The sequence below is a fragment of the Serratia fonticola genome, from assembly GCF_001006005.1.
Lineage (GTDB): Bacteria > Pseudomonadota > Gammaproteobacteria > Enterobacterales > Enterobacteriaceae > Chania > Chania fonticola.
The window spans coordinates 5114512-5130402 of record NZ_CP011254.1; the positions used below are offsets into that span (position 1 = coordinate 5114512).

At 54.0% G+C, this 15891-nt stretch carries 17 protein-coding genes; 7 read left to right on the forward strand and 10 right to left on the reverse strand.

The features are described from left to right. Window positions 1–9: 9 nt before the first annotated feature. The 6 genes from ruvA to WN53_RS27710 form a co-directional block, all read right to left on the reverse strand. Window positions 10–624 carry a Holliday junction branch migration protein RuvA gene (ruvA, locus tag WN53_RS22670; RefSeq protein ID WP_021806658.1) on the reverse strand — a complete coding sequence of 205 codons (615 nt, stop codon included), beginning with the start codon at window positions 622–624 and terminating at the stop codon, window positions 10–12. A gap of 159 nt (window positions 625–783) precedes the next feature. Next, window positions 784–1305 (reverse strand): crossover junction endodeoxyribonuclease RuvC, encoded by a 522-nt coding sequence (ruvC, locus tag WN53_RS22675; protein ID WP_021181146.1) that lies wholly within the window; start codon window positions 1303–1305, stop codon window positions 784–786. Window positions 1306–1372: 67 nt separating this feature from the next. Beyond that, a complete protein-coding gene (locus WN53_RS22680) occupies window positions 1373–2116 on the reverse strand; it encodes a YebC/PmpR family DNA-binding transcriptional regulator (RefSeq protein WP_024486544.1) in 744 nt (247 codons plus the stop codon). A 21-nt stretch (window positions 2117–2137) separates the two neighbouring features. Then, the gene (gene nudB, locus WN53_RS22685) at window positions 2138–2584 is read right to left on the reverse strand and encodes a dihydroneopterin triphosphate diphosphatase (protein ID WP_024486545.1); all 447 of its coding nucleotides are present in this window, start codon (window positions 2582–2584) and stop codon (window positions 2138–2140) included. Next, window positions 2584–4368 (reverse strand): aspartate--tRNA ligase, encoded by a 1785-nt coding sequence (gene aspS, locus WN53_RS22690; RefSeq protein WP_046808306.1) that lies wholly within the window; start codon window positions 4366–4368, stop codon window positions 2584–2586. The genes nudB and aspS overlap by 1 nt, the downstream gene beginning before the upstream one ends. 82 nt (window positions 4369–4450) lie before the next feature. Next, entirely contained in the window at window positions 4451–4681 is a 231-nt protein-coding gene (locus tag WN53_RS27710) for an FmdB family zinc ribbon protein (RefSeq protein WP_021181142.1), read from the reverse strand. Window positions 4682–4880: 199 nt separating this feature from the next. On the opposite strand from WN53_RS27710, the gene WN53_RS22695 reads away from it, so the two are divergent. The 5 genes from WN53_RS22695 (at window position 4881) to cmoB (ending at window position 8819) form a co-directional block, all read left to right on the forward strand. Continuing rightward, window positions 4881–5453 carry a hydrolase gene (locus WN53_RS22695; RefSeq protein ID WP_037413233.1) on the forward strand — a complete coding sequence of 191 codons (573 nt, stop codon included), beginning with the start codon at window positions 4881–4883 and terminating at the stop codon, window positions 5451–5453. Between the two features lie 246 nt (window positions 5454–5699). Next, window positions 5700–6515, forward strand: coding sequence for a DUF72 domain-containing protein (locus WN53_RS22700; protein ID WP_024486446.1), 816 nt, complete (start codon window positions 5700–5702; stop codon window positions 6513–6515). 101 nt (window positions 6516–6616) lie between these two features. Further along, window positions 6617–7012 carry an MAPEG family protein gene (locus WN53_RS22705; RefSeq protein WP_024486445.1) on the forward strand — a complete coding sequence of 132 codons (396 nt, stop codon included), beginning with the start codon at window positions 6617–6619 and terminating at the stop codon, window positions 7010–7012. A gap of 95 nt (window positions 7013–7107) precedes the next feature. After that, window positions 7108–7851: a carboxy-S-adenosyl-L-methionine synthase CmoA gene (gene cmoA, locus WN53_RS22710; RefSeq protein WP_024486444.1), complete on the forward strand. Its 744-nt coding sequence runs from the start codon at window positions 7108–7110 to the stop codon at window positions 7849–7851. Continuing rightward, window positions 7848–8819, forward strand: a complete 972-nt coding sequence (gene cmoB / locus WN53_RS22715) for a tRNA 5-methoxyuridine(34)/uridine 5-oxyacetic acid(34) synthase CmoB (RefSeq protein ID WP_024486443.1) — start codon at window positions 7848–7850, stop codon at window positions 8817–8819. The genes cmoA and cmoB overlap by 4 nt, the downstream gene beginning before the upstream one ends. A 58-nt stretch (window positions 8820–8877) precedes the next feature. Here the strand turns inward: cmoB and WN53_RS22720 are convergent, their stop codons facing one another. Next, window positions 8878–9375 carry a hypothetical protein gene (locus WN53_RS22720; protein WP_024486442.1) on the reverse strand — a complete coding sequence of 166 codons (498 nt, stop codon included), beginning with the start codon at window positions 9373–9375 and terminating at the stop codon, window positions 8878–8880. A 359-nt stretch (window positions 9376–9734) separates the two neighbouring features. On the opposite strand from WN53_RS22720, the gene WN53_RS29060 reads away from it, so the two are divergent. Further along, entirely contained in the window at window positions 9735–9869 is a 135-nt protein-coding gene (locus tag WN53_RS29060; RefSeq protein ID WP_261464878.1) for a hypothetical protein, read from the forward strand. 230 nt (window positions 9870–10099) lie between these two features. On the opposite strand, the gene cutC is transcribed toward WN53_RS29060, so the two are convergent. Next, window positions 10100–10849 (reverse strand): copper homeostasis protein CutC, encoded by a 750-nt coding sequence (gene cutC, locus WN53_RS22725; protein ID WP_037413230.1) that lies wholly within the window; start codon window positions 10847–10849, stop codon window positions 10100–10102. A 231-nt stretch (window positions 10850–11080) separates the two neighbouring features. Then, window positions 11081–11650, reverse strand: coding sequence for a VOC family protein (locus WN53_RS22730; protein WP_024486441.1), 570 nt, complete (start codon window positions 11648–11650; stop codon window positions 11081–11083). A gap of 859 nt (window positions 11651–12509) precedes the next feature. Between WN53_RS22730 and argS the strand changes: the two genes are divergently transcribed. Then, a complete protein-coding gene (gene argS / locus WN53_RS22735) occupies window positions 12510–14240 on the forward strand; it encodes an arginine--tRNA ligase (protein ID WP_024486440.1) in 1731 nt (576 codons plus the stop codon). Between the two features lie 70 nt (window positions 14241–14310). Here argS and murJ read toward each other — a convergent pair whose 3' ends face one another. Further along, window positions 14311–15846 carry a murein biosynthesis integral membrane protein MurJ gene (gene murJ / locus WN53_RS22740; RefSeq protein WP_024530484.1) on the reverse strand — a complete coding sequence of 512 codons (1536 nt, stop codon included), beginning with the start codon at window positions 15844–15846 and terminating at the stop codon, window positions 14311–14313. Between the last annotated feature and the right edge of the window lie 45 nt (window positions 15847–15891).

The following is a 15891-nucleotide window of genomic DNA, read 5'->3' on the forward strand; positions in this document are numbered from 1 at the left end:
CTTTCCGGTCTACAGTGCGGCACGTAATGCTTCGCGGATTAATGCCTCGCAATCCGCACCCGGCTTGGCAACCTTGCTGACCATCCGGCTGGCTTCCTGCGGCTTATAGCCCAAGGCCACCAGCGCAGAGGCCGCTTCGGCTTCAATATCCATCTCCGCCGCTTTGGCCGCACTGGCCGGCAGAGGGATTTCGCTGCTGTTGTTGAACAGATCGCCGTTCAGGCCTTTGAAGCGGTCTTTCATTTCGACGACCAGACGCTCGGCGGTTTTCTTGCCCACGCCTGGTAATTTGATCAACGTAGTAATCTCTTCACGTTCTACCGCGCTGACAAACTGCTGGGCAGACATGCCTGAAAGGATCGCCAACGCCAGTTTTGGCCCTACGCCGTTCACTTTAATCAGCTCACGGAACAGCGCTCGCTCTTGCTTATCATTGAACCCATACAGCAGCTGTGCATCTTCACGCACCACGAATTGGGTAAACACGATAGCCTCTTGCCCCAGCTCCGGCAGCTCGTAAAAGCAGGTCATCGGCATATGCACTTCATACCCGACGCCATTGGTTTCAAGTAACACCAGCGGTGGCTGCTTTTCCAGAATAATTCCTCTGAGACGACCTATCATTACCCCTCCTGAATGGATCCCTGTACGCGGCGCACTGCCACGCAGTATTGATACAGCTTATACCATAAAAAAGGCTGGATGAATATCCAGCCTCCCATTGATAACAAAATGGCCATGCCTCGGTGGGCGCAGCATGCAGCGCCCCTACGTTACAGATCCCTAACGCAAACGCCCGCGCGCCAAATTCAACCGCCCTTCACTCATACGCAGCACGTTCTGGCTGAGATGGCAGTGAGTAATGGCGATAGCCAACGCATCCGCGGCATCCGCCTGTGGATTGGCAGACAGCTTCAGCAGTGAGCGAACCATATGCTGCACCTGAGACTTTTCCGCCGCACCGGTACCGACCACCGTCTGTTTCACCTGACGCGCCGCGTACTCAAACACTTCCAGGTTTTGATTGACGGCGGCAACGATCGCCACCCCCCGCGCCTGCCCCAGCTTCAGCGCCGAGTCCGGGTTCTTGGCCATAAACACCTGTTCGATGGCGAAGAAGTCCGGTTGAAACTGGGTGATGATTTCGCTCACGCCGGCATAAATCAGCTTCAGGCGCGTTGGCATATCATCCACCACGGTACGAATACAACCGCTGGCAACATAGGTCAGTTGGCGGCCCTGCTGGCGGATCAGGCCATAGCCGGTGACGCGCGAGCCGGGATCGATACCCAGTATGATCGCCATTGCTACCACCACCCTGCATTGATTGTTGCCTGGCGTTGCCGGTTGGCAACGCCATCGTTCAGCCGCATTACAGCGTTACAGCGATCTCGTCGGAGATCTCACCGTTATGGTAAACCTCCTGCACGTCGTCACAGTCTTCCAGCATGTCGATCAAGCGCAGTAACTTAGGCGCAGTTTCCGCATCCATATCCGCTTTGGTGGACGGGATCATGGAAACCTCGGCCGAGTCTGCCTCAAAGCCTGCGGCGGTCAACGCGTCTTTCACTTCACCCAGATTTTCCCAGGCGGTGAAGACGTCAATAGCACCGTCGTCATAGGTCTGGATGTCTTCGGCACCCGCTTCCAGCGCGGCTTCCATCACCGTGTCTTCATCCAGGCCCGGTGCATAGGTGATCACGCCTTTTTTGGTGAACAGATAGGCCACGGAACCGTCGGTACCCAGGTTGCCACCACACTTGGTGAAGGCATGGCGCACTTCTGCCACGGTACGGTTACGGTTGTCACTCAGGCACTCGATCATTACCGCAGTGCCGCCAGGGCCGTAACCTTCATAGATGATGGTTTCCATATTGGTATCATCATCGCCGCCTACACCACGGGCGATAGCACGGTTCAGGGTATCGCGCGTCATGTTGTTGGACAGCGCTTTATCGATAGCCGCACGCAGACGCGGGTTCGAACCCGGATCGCCGCCGCCCAATTTGGCGGCAGTCACCAACTCACGGATAATTTTAGTGAAAATCTTACCGCGTTTAGAATCTTGTGCAGCTTTGCGGTGTTTGGTGTTGGCCCATTTACTATGACCTGCCATAAAAAATATCTCCAAAAAGAACTACTGGACAGAATGGATCACAAACTCTTCAATCGCCTGCTGATTACTCCAGGACTTGGTCAGTTTGACCGCCTCGGACGCCTCAAGCCATTGGTAAGCATGATGTTCGGTCAAGACCGGATCGCGCTCATCAGGTAACGCCAGACAGAACCAGTGCTCTTTATTACGCGTGGTTCCCGGCGCATAGCGGTGTCGCAAATGGACAAAGAGTTCAAATTCCACACAGCGCTGACAATCGAGCAACGGCAGACCCTCTGCTGCGATATCGATGCCAATCTCTTCCATGACTTCGCGCTGTGCGGCATGCGGCGGCGATTCAGCGTCTTCAAGGCTGCCGGTGACCGACTGCCAGAACTCCGTATCGTCACGCCGCTGTAACATCAGCACCCGGCCACTGGATTTTGCATAAATCACCACCAGAATAGACTCGGGCCGCTTGTAATTCATCACTCGCTCTCTTGTTCGGCTGAGGCTTTCTTCACTACGCTGATCGCCAGTTCCTGCAACGAAGCCGGGTTGGCGAAGCTTGGTGCATCGGTCATCAGACAGGCTGCCGCGGTGGTTTTCGGGAAGGCGATAACGTCACGGATGTTCTCGGTACCGGTTACCAGCATTACCAGACGATCCAGACCGAAGGCCAAACCGGCGTGCGGAGGAGTGCCGTACTTCAGCGCATCCAGCAGGAAGCCAAACTTCTCGCGTTGTTCTTGCTCATTGATGCCAAGAATACCGAAAACGGTTTGCTGCATTTCACTGCGGTGAATACGCACGGAACCGCCACCCACTTCATAGCCGTTCAGCACCATATCGTAGGCATTGGCGATGGCCGAGGTAGGATCCTTTTGCAGCTCTTCCGGGCTCATATCGCGCGGAGCGGTAAACGGATGGTGCATCGCCGCCAGGCCACCTTCGCCATCTTCTTCGAACATTGGGAAATCGACCACCCACAGCGGTGCCCAGCTGTCGAGTTTGGTCAGGCCCAGATCGCGGCCGATTTTCAAGCGCAGCGCGCCCATGGCGTCGGTAACGATTTTAAAGCTGTCGGCACCGAAGAACAAAATGTCACCGGTTTGCGCATTGGTGCGCGCCAGGATCGCTTCCAGCACTTCGGCACTGAGGAATTTGGCAATCGGGCTTTGCACGCCTTCCATACCTGCAGCACGATCGTTAACCTTCAACCATGCCAAACCTTTGGCACCGTAGATATTAACGAAAGCGCCGTATTCATCGATCTGTTTACGGGTCAGCTGTGCACCACCCGGAACACAAATCGCGGCCACGCGGCCTTTGGCATCGTTCGCCGGGCCAGAGAACACTTTAAACTCAACGTCTTTAACCAGGTCGGCAACGTCCACCAGTTCCAGCGGGTTACGCAGGTCTGGCTTATCGGAACCGTAACGGCGCATCGCTTCGGCAAAGGTCATGATCGGGAATTTACCCAGATCGACGCCCTTCACGTCCAGCCACAGTTCATGCACCAGTTGCTCCATCACTTCACGCACTTGCTCGGCGCTCATGAAAGAGGTTTCCACGTCTATCTGGGTGAATTCCGGCTGACGATCCGCGCGCAGGTCTTCGTCACGGAAGCACTTGACGATCTGGTAGTAACGGTCGAAGCCAGACATCATCAGCAGCTGTTTGAACAACTGTGGGGACTGCGGCAATGCGTAGAACTTACCTTTATGTACGCGGCTTGGTACCAGATAGTCACGGGCACCTTCCGGCGTAGCTTTGGTCAGCATTGGGGTTTCGATATCCAGGAAACCGTGGCTGTCCATAAAGCGGCGCACAAAGCTGGTGATCTTGGCACGGGTTTTCAGGCGGTCGGCCATTTCCGGGCGACGCAAATCCAGGTAGCGATATTTCAGACGCGCTTCTTCGCTGTTGGTCTGGTTAGAGTCCAACGGCAGCGGTTCGGAGCGGTTGATGATCTCAAGCTGATGAGCAAACACCTCAACTTCGCCAGTCGCCATATCCTTGTTGGTCTGGCTTTCCGGGCGCGCACGCACGGTACCGACGATCTGGATGCAGAACTCGTTACGCAGTTCGAAGGCTTTGTCGAAGGCCGCTTTCTGATCCGGATCGAAGAACACCTGCACGATGCCTTCGCGGTCACGCATATCAATAAAGATCAGGCCACCCAGATCGCGGCGGCGGTTGACCCAACCACACAAAGTGACTTCCTGGCCGACGTGGGCCAGATTCAACTGCCCGCAATATTCAGTACGCATACGCTATCCTTTTGACTTAAGCCGATTCGGCCGGAGGTTGGCAGCAGTTGCTGTTTCCGCACGGCTATTATCTGACGAATTGTTATTTATCACCCGGTTTGAAGTCTGTTGCATACCAGCCGGTGCCCTTTAACTGGAAACCGCTGGCAGAGATCAACTTGGTCAATGCGGGCTGCCCACACGCCGGACATTGAGTCAACGGCGCGTCGGAAAATTTTTGTAGTTTCTCTAATCGATGTTGGCATGAGCCACATGCATATTCATAAATCGGCATAGATCGCTGGATTAAAGATTGGTGAAAAAAGGCGGTCATTATAAAGGAAATTCATGCGCCAGATAAGAGCGAACACGGCATTGTTGCAATGCTAAATGGTGCCAAGCGCCAAGAAACAACACATCGGTTAACAAATTTCCCATTAACCAGCAGCAGTTTTATCACGTAGCCTGTATACCCGTCGTCTTTCAAATGCTAGTGACGCAACCTAATCCACTTTAACCCAGAGACGCTCCCAATGCTGAAACTTGATGCCCAAACTACCGCCCTGGTCCTGATCGATCTGCAACACGGCATTTTACCTTACGCCGCTGGCCCGCATAGTGCTAGCCAAGTCGTCACCCATGCAGCCCATCTGGCAGGGCGCTTTCGCGCGCTGAATGCCCCCGTGTTTCTGGTTCGCGTCGGTTGGTCTGATTCCTTTGCCGAAGCGCTCAAGCAGCCGGTAGATAAACCTTCACCGTCTCCGGTCGGCGGGCTGCCAGAGTCCTGGTGGGAATTCCCCGAAGAACTGGCGGTACAAGACAGCGATGTGTTGATCACCAAACGTCAATGGGGCGCATTCTATGGCACCGATCTGGACCTGCAACTGCGCCGTCGGGGTATCAAATCGGTGGTATTGGGCGGTATCGCCACCAATATAGGCGTGGAGTCTACCGCTCGTGCGGCCTGGGAACATGGCTACGAGTTGGTGATCGCCGAAGACATGTGCAGCACTTACAGCGCCGAGGCGCACCAATTCGCCTTCGACAATATCTTCCCGCGTATTGCCCGTGTGCGCAGCACCAGTGAGATCCTTGCTGCGCTGTAAAATCTCATCTAGCTGTTGATAAAGAGTAACAGGTGGAAGTCATGCAGAACGCCGACACGCCGTAAATCCGTCCATGGAGGCTCGTATCGCGCATCCCTACGCTCAACGGTCGGCTAACCTGCATTGACCTCCCCCCGCCTCAAGCTCAGGTGTTGCGGCGGTAAACGCAGTTTTAGGCACTTGAAAGCAAGGCAGTATGACGCTACCGTTGTTGCCAAAATGTAAAACAGGGAAGATGAGCGTTTGATGTATATCGGACTACCGCAATGGCAACATCCGGCCTGGAACCGCATCGGCCTGCGCGATCTGGCGGACTACAGCCGCTATTTCAACTGTGTGGAAGGTAACACCACCTTCTACGCTTTGCCGAAGGCGGAAATTGTGCATCGCTGGCGCGACATGACCGGAGATGATTTCCGTTTTTGCTTTAAATTCCCCTCAGCGATCAGCCATAAAGCAGCACTGCGCGGCTGTGAAGTCGATATCAAGGCGTTTTATGACTGCCTGCGCCCCCTTGAAGGGCGTATCGGGCAGCTGTGGTTGCAGTTGCCCGCCGCCTTTGCACCCGAGCATCTGGGCATTCTGTGGGCATTTCTTGATGCGTTACCACCGGAGTTCACCTACGGAGTCGAGGTCCGTCATCTGGAATTTTTCGCCAAGGGTGAGGCAGAACGTCAACTGAATCAGGGTTTGCACCAACGCGGCATTAACCGGACCATCCTCGATAGCCGCCCGCTGCACCATGCCAAACCGCACAGCCCAGCGATCCGCGATGCACAACAGAAAAAGCCCAAACTGCCGGTGCATGCAGTGGTAACGGCTAACAACCCGCTGATCCGCTTTATCGGCGGTGACGTGCTGGCGGACAATCAGCGCTGGTTTGAGTCATGGCAACAGAGGTTGCCTGACTGGTCGCAGCAACATCAGCCTTATCTGTTTATTCACACGCCAGATAACAGCGATTCACCGCAGCAGGCACAGAAAATCTGGCAAGGGCTACACGGCATAATTCCGAATTTAGCGATGCCTCCAGACTGGCCAGAGCAAGAAACCTTGTTTTAACCTATTAATCTGATGGGTCCTATCGGATATTTCCTCGCGACAGTCGCGATGATGGCAGTTATGATGCTCGTTGCCAGATTTGGTTACGAATGGAGTTAAAAATGGTAAGCGCGCTCTATGTGGTGCTTGGCGCATTGTTGTTGATCAAACTCTCTTATGACGTGGTCAGGTTGAGGATGCAGTACCGGGTCGCCTACGGTGACGGCGGGTTCTACGAGCTGCAAACCGCGATCCGCGTACATGGTAACGCCGTGGAATACATCCCGATCGCCGCCATCCTGTTGGTGATCATGGAGATGAACGGTGCCGAAGTCTGGATGGTGCATCTGTGTGGTTTGCTGCTGATGGCAGGCCGGCTGGTTCACTACTACGGTTTACGTAACCGTGAAGTCCGCTGGCGCCGTTCGGGTATGGCGGCTACCTATCTTTCTTTGATACTGATGGTGATAGCTAATATCGTTTATCTGCCGTGGGACATTATCTTCAGTTTGCACTGATATCCCCTCTGTTCAGGCGGCCACGCCGCCTGCTTCTGCCTGCGTCGCTTTTCTGTTAGTATACGCCCCTTCGAATTCTGACCTGATTTGCCGCTATGCCAAACCGCGATACTCTTTTTTCCGCCCCGATCGCCAAACTGGGCGACTGGACCTTCGACGAGCGCGTTGCTGAAGTCTTCCCAGACATGATCCAGCGTTCCGTTCCGGGCTACTCCAATATCATTTCGATGATTGGCATGCTGGCCGAACGTTTTGTCCAGCCACACAGCCGGGTGTATGACCTGGGGTGCTCGCTCGGCGCGGCCACGCTATCGATGCGCAGGAACATCAGCGTCGAAGGTTGTCAGATTATTGCGGTCGATAATTCCCCCGCGATGGTAGAGCGCTGCCGCCGCCATCTTGATGCGTTCCGTGCCGATACGCCGGTCGATGTCATTGAGGCGGACATTTTAGACATTACCATCGAAAACGCCTCGATGGTGGTGCTGAACTTCACCCTACAGTTTCTTGAACCGACCGATCGGCTGCGCCTGCTCGAACAGGTTTATCGCGGGCTACGTCCGGGCGGCGCCCTGGTGCTGTCAGAGAAATTCAGCTTTGAGGATGCGGACGTCGGTGAACTGTTGTTCAACATGCACCACGACTTCAAACGCGCCAACGGCTACAGCGAATTGGAAATCAGCCAAAAGCGCAGCATGTTGGAAAACGTGATGCTGACCGATTCGGTCGAGGCGCATAAAGCGCGCCTCCGGCAAGCCGGTTTTGAACATGCAGAAGTCTGGTTCCAATGTTTCAACTTCGGCTCGTTGATCGCCCTGAAATCAGGAGAAACCGCATGATCGAGTTTGGAGACTTCTACCAGCGCATTGCCAAAAGCCCGCTGAGCCACTGGCTGGATACGCTGCCGGCGCAAATCACCGCCTGGCAGCGCGAATCGCTGCATGGCAAATTCAAGCAGTGGTTCAATTCGGTAGAGCACCTACCTTCCCTGACGCCGACCCAGTTGGATTTATTGCATGGCGTACGTGCCGAGATGGAACAACCGCTGTCACCTGGCCAGCTCGAAGGCATTGAGAAAATGCTGCGTACGCTGATGCCGTGGCGCAAAGGGCCCTTCTCGCTTTACGGCATTGATATCGATACCGAATGGCATTCCGACTGGAAGTGGGATCGAGTGCTGCCGCATATTTCCCCACTGGCCGGCCGTACCATTCTGGATGTGGGTTGCGGCAGCGGTTACCATCTGTGGCGCATGGTCGGTGCCGGAGCGCATCTGGCGGTCGGTATCGATCCGATGCAGCTGTTCCTGTGCCAGTTTGAAGCGGTGCGTAAATTGCTGGGTGGCGATCAACGCGCCCATGTGTTGCCGCTGGGTATCGAACAACTGCCCGAGCTGGCCGCTTTCGACACCGTTTTCTCGATGGGCGTGCTTTATCACCGCCGCTCCCCGCTGGACCACCTGTATCAGTTGAAAAACCAGCTGGTTTCCGAGGGTGAGCTAGTGTTGGAAACGCTTGTAGTGCCAGGCGATCGTCATCAGGTATTGGTGCCGGGCGACCGCTATGCGCAGATGCGTAACGTCTACTTTATTCCGTCTGCCGAAGCGCTGAAGTGCTGGCTGGAGAAATGCGGATTTGTGGACGTTAGAATTGCCGATATCTGCCCGACCAGCACTGAAGAGCAGCGCCGGACTGACTGGATGACCAGCGAGTCACTGGCTGAGTTTCTCGATCCTCAGGATCCAACCAAAACGATTGAAGGCTACCCGGCACCAATCCGCGCCGTGCTGATCGCCAAAAAACCGTAAGCCTTAACCGACTTATTATGTAAGGGCGTAGCAATTCTACGCCCTTTTAGTTGCCTTGTTATTTTCTCAAAGCCTCTAGCAGATCCTTTTCAAACACCCCGCTGGATGAACACTCGAAAGGCTTGACCTTATCGTTGCCATCCCCCGCGACTAGCCCCGCAACGCCATTGACTTGCACCATCACGTTAGTCCCTTCTCCGGCGCTAAAAATCTGCACCAGGATCCGGTAGGTAACATTCAGATTAGACGGCCCAGGCTGGTCTGAACAAGTCAGATACAGACTGGCCAGTTCAGTATCATTGCCCGTCGTGCCAACAATCCCAAGATGTGGGTCGACAACCGTGGCCTTTAACCCTTTCTGCGCAAAAATTGCCTCGGCACGGGTTAACAGCTCATCCGGCTTACGGTTGCCTATCAAGGTGGGCTTCTCAGCAGCCGTCGGTTCACCAGTGGCAGTTTCAGCCGCACTGCCGGGCTGGTTACCGGTTTTGGTTGGCCCATACACCGAGACGCAACCACTCAATGCCAATGCCAGCAAAATAATAAAATGTCTCATCGCTCACCTGTAATACAGCGTGGCACAGGCCGTTAACGACATAACAAGGCCGACAATCAGTAAATAACGCATCGCCCCTCCTCCGTTAACGATAATAGGCTGCAACACAGCCCGATAATGAACAACAAACCAACATTAACCACACAACATAAACTCTCATGTATCCTCCTGACCAAAAGCGGTTGAACTTGTTTAGTAACAGCACCATCAAACGGTATCTTCTCCACATCAAGATGTCGCTTCCTGTCAGGTGTGTCAGCGCTGGCAATACAATCGTGGGGAACCCAATCGGGGCTCAGCACTGAGGATTGAACACTTTCTCTGACGTGGTAGATTGGATAAATTCATAAGGGTGGTTAATGCGAGGTATGGACAGGCTGTTGATGACCTTGCTTACCATCATGACCGGCATAGGGATTGCCGTCATATTCAATATCGGCGGCACCGTGCAAATGCTCTCGGCCATTTTTCACTGGGTGGAGGGTCTGCGATAAGCCACGGCTGCCGGTTACATTTTATCAATATTTAAATTTAAGGCAGTGGCTCATCGTTAACTAAAGTTAAAGTGTTGGTATCGCGCCAACACCAGAGAAGTATGAACCTGTTTGCCCTGAGCACCTCTACCCTGTTCAGGGCTTTTTTTGCGCACAGATGAAAAAAGCCCCGAAGATTCGGGGCTTCAGACTGGTCTCGCAACCGGGCGCAGCATGCGGCCCCTACGAACTCACTCGGCAGGAGTCAGCATGGCCAACGCGTTCTTCATCGCCTCGACCGTTTCACCATCCACGCAGTAGTGGCTGAATTCGTCAAACTCATTATCGGCACACATGGTGACACCCGCCTTACGGTAACGCATGGTGGAAGGCACCGTATGCCCGGCCGAGCTATGCAATTCCTGAATACCGATATCCACAAACTTATGCATATTGCTCAAACGGACACCTGCACCGGCCATAATCACCGGCCCCTTGCTGGCATGTACCAAGTCGCGCAACAGCGGTAAGCCCAACTCGGCATTTTGCTGCTGCCCAGAGGTCAGAATGCGCGCCACGCCGAGTTGGGTCAGTTGTTCCAGCGCCACCATCGGGTTTTGACACATATCGAACGCACGATGGAAGGTCACCGCCATATTACCGCTTAATTTCATCACCTCGCGCATCCGCGCAAGATCGATATGCCCTTCGTCGTCCAGCATGCCGATGACTACACCGGCAAAACCCATCTCGCGGATTTGCGCCACGTCGTTCTTCATAATCTCAAAATCGACGGAGCTGTAACAGAAATCGCCCCCGCGTGGTCGTACTATTGGATGAACGGGTATCGTTACCCGCTCCCGAGCCAGCCGCAACGATCCAAAGCTCGGCGTCAACCCGCCCTCACTCTGGCTGGCACACAATTCTATGCGGTCAGCGCCCGCATGCTCTGCTGTCATGGCACAGTCGACGCTATAGCAACAAACTTCCAGCTTCATTATTGTTACCCCCAGATAACGGTCAAAAATGCTACAGCAAACGTTTACCCGTCGCCCTTAGGCCACAGGATGACAATCTGATAAAAGTCTTAACGGCACAAGGTGCTAACTATGGCACTCAATTTTGATTAATGGATCGATCGCAGTCACAGTGGCGGCGTTAAGTCGGATAAATAACGCAAACGCATCATTTTTTCCCCTAACCCCCATTCGAAACAGGCAACGAAAGACACGCTACTGTTTCACCCGTTCACTGGCCACGATGTCACGAATATGATGCGGATGGAATTTGATGGTGACATTGCCATCGGTGATCGCCAAGGTCGGATTGGCCAGGCGTTCGCCCTCACCTTTAGGTGAGCTCTGCTTAAGTTTGATGCCCGGCAGCAGCAAGGCTTCGTCCGCCAGATGTTCCAGGGCGCGAGCATACAGGGTAGCGGGATCGCCGCTTAGCACCAGCTCTACATGTTCCCATCCTTCATGCGGGTAGCGCTTCTCGCCGGGGTACGGCAGTTCAATACAATCAATCTGCCAAGGACCAACCTGTAGTGGCTCATGGAGATCAAACAGGCAAATCGGCCTGCCATTAATCATCGTCTCCGAAAGCAGCGATCCGCATTGCAACAACCCCTGCCGCCAACGATCGGCGGTGCTGTTCTGATGGCAACGCAGCGAGATATGGTCTGCGCTGAATTTTACCAGCTCAAGATGGAGCCGTTGTGCAAACTGCTCCAGCGCCAGTTCAAAGCGAGGCAAATCCAGCGTCAGGTCGTTAAGTTCAGCGATCGATGACAAGGTAGTCATAAGTTTCTCAGGCTCTCCAGGATCTTTGGCAGGCCAATAATCTACACGTCGAATCGCCTTGAGGCTATGGATCAGAGAATAAAAACCTAACGGATGAACATAATGTTGTCTATTTTGCGCCCAAGCCTATTTTGGACCGAATTATCCTTCATGAAAGATGAAGCAATCAAGAATCGTCTCATATCATAATTAATTAAACCATTATTAATAATCTTAAGAACGCCTAATGTTTAATCGTTCTTTACCCCCTCAAGGACAACATATATAAATCACTTGAAATGGAATCTAAACACAACCCCACAACAAATGTAATGCCATGTTTTTAATGGTAAAAAACAGAAATCATGCGAACAGTCCTAAACAGTGCCATTACAATTGATTCAATGACGTTAATAAGTTAGGTTAGGAGAGCATTTGATTTTGGATAAATAAACATGATCCTGTTAGGTATATCCCTTGTTTTAATAGCCATCGCTGGCTACGCGATTTATCGCCATTTCAAAACTCGTCAGAATAGTGTGTTACGCTCTGGCCGAGGCAATAAAAAGCGCTAAAGCGTCCATTAATCCGCACCCATCAAACCTATGACAGCGGACGGTTTGATTCACCGACTTACCTTTTTGGCCTTCACTTTTCCCCATCTTTCACCATGCCAGCCCGCGTCAACTACTGACGCGGTGCCGTCAATCGGTTACAATTGCAGGCTGTTTTGTGGTTGAGCGTCGCCTGCGATGTGCGGCGTCGTCCCTGCTGGACTGCAAGTTGTGCGCCAAGGCGTTTTGCAGGCCAACAGAGTAAAACCACCTTTTGATCCGGAGGGCGTACTGCACGGCCCTCGTTTGTCATTTAAGGTAACCCGGTGAATATTCAGGCTCTTCTATCAGATAAGGTCAGCCAGGCGCTGATTGCCGCAGGTGCACCTGCCGATTGCGAAGCTCAGGTTCGTCAGTCCGCGAAAGCACAGTTTGGTGACTATCAGGCCAACGGCGTGATGTCCGTTGCCAAAAATCTTGGTATGCCGCCACGACAACTGGCAGAGAAAGTCGTGCAACTGCTGGACCTGGGTGACATCAGCAGCAAAGTGGAAATTGCCGGCCCTGGCTTTATCAATATCTTCCTGAACAGCGAATGGGTTGCCCGCCAGGCCGATGCCACCCTGGGCGCAGCTAAGCTGGGCATTGCCCCCGTTAAGCAGCAAACCATCGTGATCGACTATTCTGCGCCCAATGTGGCGAAAGAAATGCACGTGGGTCACCTGCGCTCCACCATTATTGGCGATGCCGCTGCCCGTACTCAGGAATTCCTGGGCCATAAAGTCATACGCGCCAACCATGTGGGCGACTGGGGTACCCAGTTCGGCATGCTGATCGCCTACCTGGAAAAGATGCAAAACGAGCACGCCAGCGATATGGGGCTGTCGGATCTGGAGCAATTTTACCGCGAAGCCAAGAAAAACTACGACGAAGACGAAGATTTCGCTCTGCGCGCCCGTGGTTACGTGGTCAAACTGCAAGGCGGCGACGAATACTGTCTGAAGATGTGGCGCAAGCTGGTGGACATCACCATGGCGCAGAACCAACTGACCTATAACCGTCTGAATGTCACCCTGACCGAAGATGACGTCATGGGCGAAAGCCTGTACAACGCCATGCTGCCGGGCATCGTTGCCGATCTCAAGGCGAAAGGGCTGGCGGTAGAAAGCGAAGGCGCTACCGTGGTGTTCCTTGACGAGTACAAAAATAAAGACGGCGATCCGATGGGGGTCATCATCCAGAAGAAAGATGGCGGTTATCTGTATACCACTACCGATATTGCCTGCGCCAAATACCGTTTCGAGACCCTGGGTGCCGATCGTGTTCTGTATTACATCGACTCGCGCCAGCATCAGCACCTGATGCAAGCCTGGACTATCGTGCGCAAAGCAGGTTACGTGCCAGACTCCGTCTCGCTGGAACACCACATGTTCGGCATGATGCTGGGTAAAGACGGCAAGCCGTTCAAGACCCGTTCAGGCGGCACCATCAAACTCTCCGATCTGCTGGATGAAGCCGTTGAACGCGCCAGCAAACTGATTGCCGAGAAGAACCCGGACATGCCTGCCGACGAAATGCAGAACGTGGCGAACGCGGTCGGCATCGGTGCGGTGAAATATGCCGATCTGTCGAAAAGCCGTACCACGGACTACATCTTCGATTGGGATAACATGCTGACCTTCGAGGGCAACACCGCGCCGTATATGCAGTATGCCTATACCCGCGTCGCCTCGGTGTTCAAGCGTGCTGGCGTGGATGAAAGCAACCTGACGCTGCCGTTGGTGATGACCGAAGAACGTGAAGTCGCGCTGGCAACTCGCCTGCTACAGTTCGAAGAAACCCTCACCGTGGTCGCCCGTGAAGGTACGCCGCACGTGATGTGTACCTACCTGTACGACCTGGCGGGGCTGTTCTCTGGCTTCTACGAGCATTGCCAGATCCTCAATGCCGAAAGCGAAGAAGCTCGTCAGAGCCGCCTGAAGTTGGCTCTGCTGACCGCTAAAACATTGAAAACCGGTCTGGATACGCTCGGGATCGAAACTGTCGAACGCATGTAATCCCATTCGATAGCCGTAAAAAAGGTCGCGTTAGCGACCTTTTTGTTATCTGGTGATTAGCGGTGGGAAATCAGTCTACCCGCCGAGCAAAGTCTCTAGGGCGGAAACCAAGGATCCCCAACACCGCGAAGTAGGCAACAATCCCCGCAGCCACCACGACCGACAGACGCAGTAAGCGAGCCAGCATATTGCCCTGATCCCATTCCGGCATCAGCCACATCACGCCAAGCAATACCGCTGCCATCACCAGCACGGCGACTACCAGCTTGAACAGGAACATCGCCCAGCCGGGTTGCGGTTGGAAAATATCCTGCTTGCGCAGTTGCCAATACAGCAGCGAAGCATTCAGACAGGCCCCCAAACCAATCGACAGCGAAAGCCCGGCATGCTTCAGTGGACCAATAAATATCAGGTTCATCACCTGGGTCAGGATCAGCGTAATGATGGCAATTTTGACCGGCGTTTTGATGTCCTGGCGCGAGTAGAAACCCGGTGCCAGCACTTTCACTACGATCAGGCCCATCAAACCAACCGAATAGGCCACCAGCGCGCGCTGGGTCATCGCCGCATCAAAGGCGGAGAACTTGCCGTACTGAAACAACGAAACGGTTAGCGGCTTGGCCAGGATGCCTAACGCAATGGCACTCGGCAAAGCCAGCACAAAACACAGACGAAGGCCCCAGTCCATCAGGCGGTTATATTGGTCATGGTTACCGCTGGAGAAGCTCTTCGCCAAGGACGGGAGCAGAATGGTTCCCAATGCCACGCCCAATACCCCAGACGGGAACTCCATCAGGCGGTCGGCGTAATACATCCACGAAACTGAGCCGGAGACCAGGAACGAGGCGAAGATGGTATTGATGATCAGCGAGATCTGGCTGACCGAAACCCCCAGGATCGCTGGCCCCATCTGGCGCATCACACGCCATACGCCAGCGTCATTCAGCTTCAGGCGCGGCAATACCAGCATGCCGATTTTCTTGAGGTGCGGTAATTGATAACCCAGTTGCAGTACGCCCCCCACTACCACCGCCCAGGCCAAAGCCAGCACCGGCGGATTGAAGTACGGCGCGGCAAATAGCGCAAAGCCGATCATGCTGACGTTCAACAGTGTTGGCGCAAAGGCCGGGATGGAGAAACGGTTCCAGGTGTTGAGGATCGCCCCCACCAGCGAGGCCAGTGAAATCAGCAGAATATAAGGGAAGGTGATACGTAACAGCGACGAGGTCAGGGCAAACTTATCCGGCGTATCGGTAAAACCAGGAGCCGTAATAAAGATCACCCAGGGCGCAGCCAGCATACCAAGCACGGTCACTACCGCCAGTACCAGCGTCAGCAGGCCAGAAACGTAGGCAACAAAGGTGCGCGTCGCCTCTTCCCCCTGCTGGCTTTTGTATTCCGCCAGGATCGGCACAAACGCCTGGGAGAAAGCCCCTTCCGCAAAGATGCGGCGTAAAAGGTTTGGCAGCTTGAACGCCACAAAGAAAGCATCCGTAGCCATCCCTGCCCCGAAAACGCGTGCCACGATGGCATCACGCGCAAAGCCCAGCACCCGTGAAAACATGGTCATCGAGCTAACGGCTGCCAGTGATTTAAGTAGATTCATGTGGTTTTTCTGATGAGTACGACGGGTAAATATCAACGCCTGCAT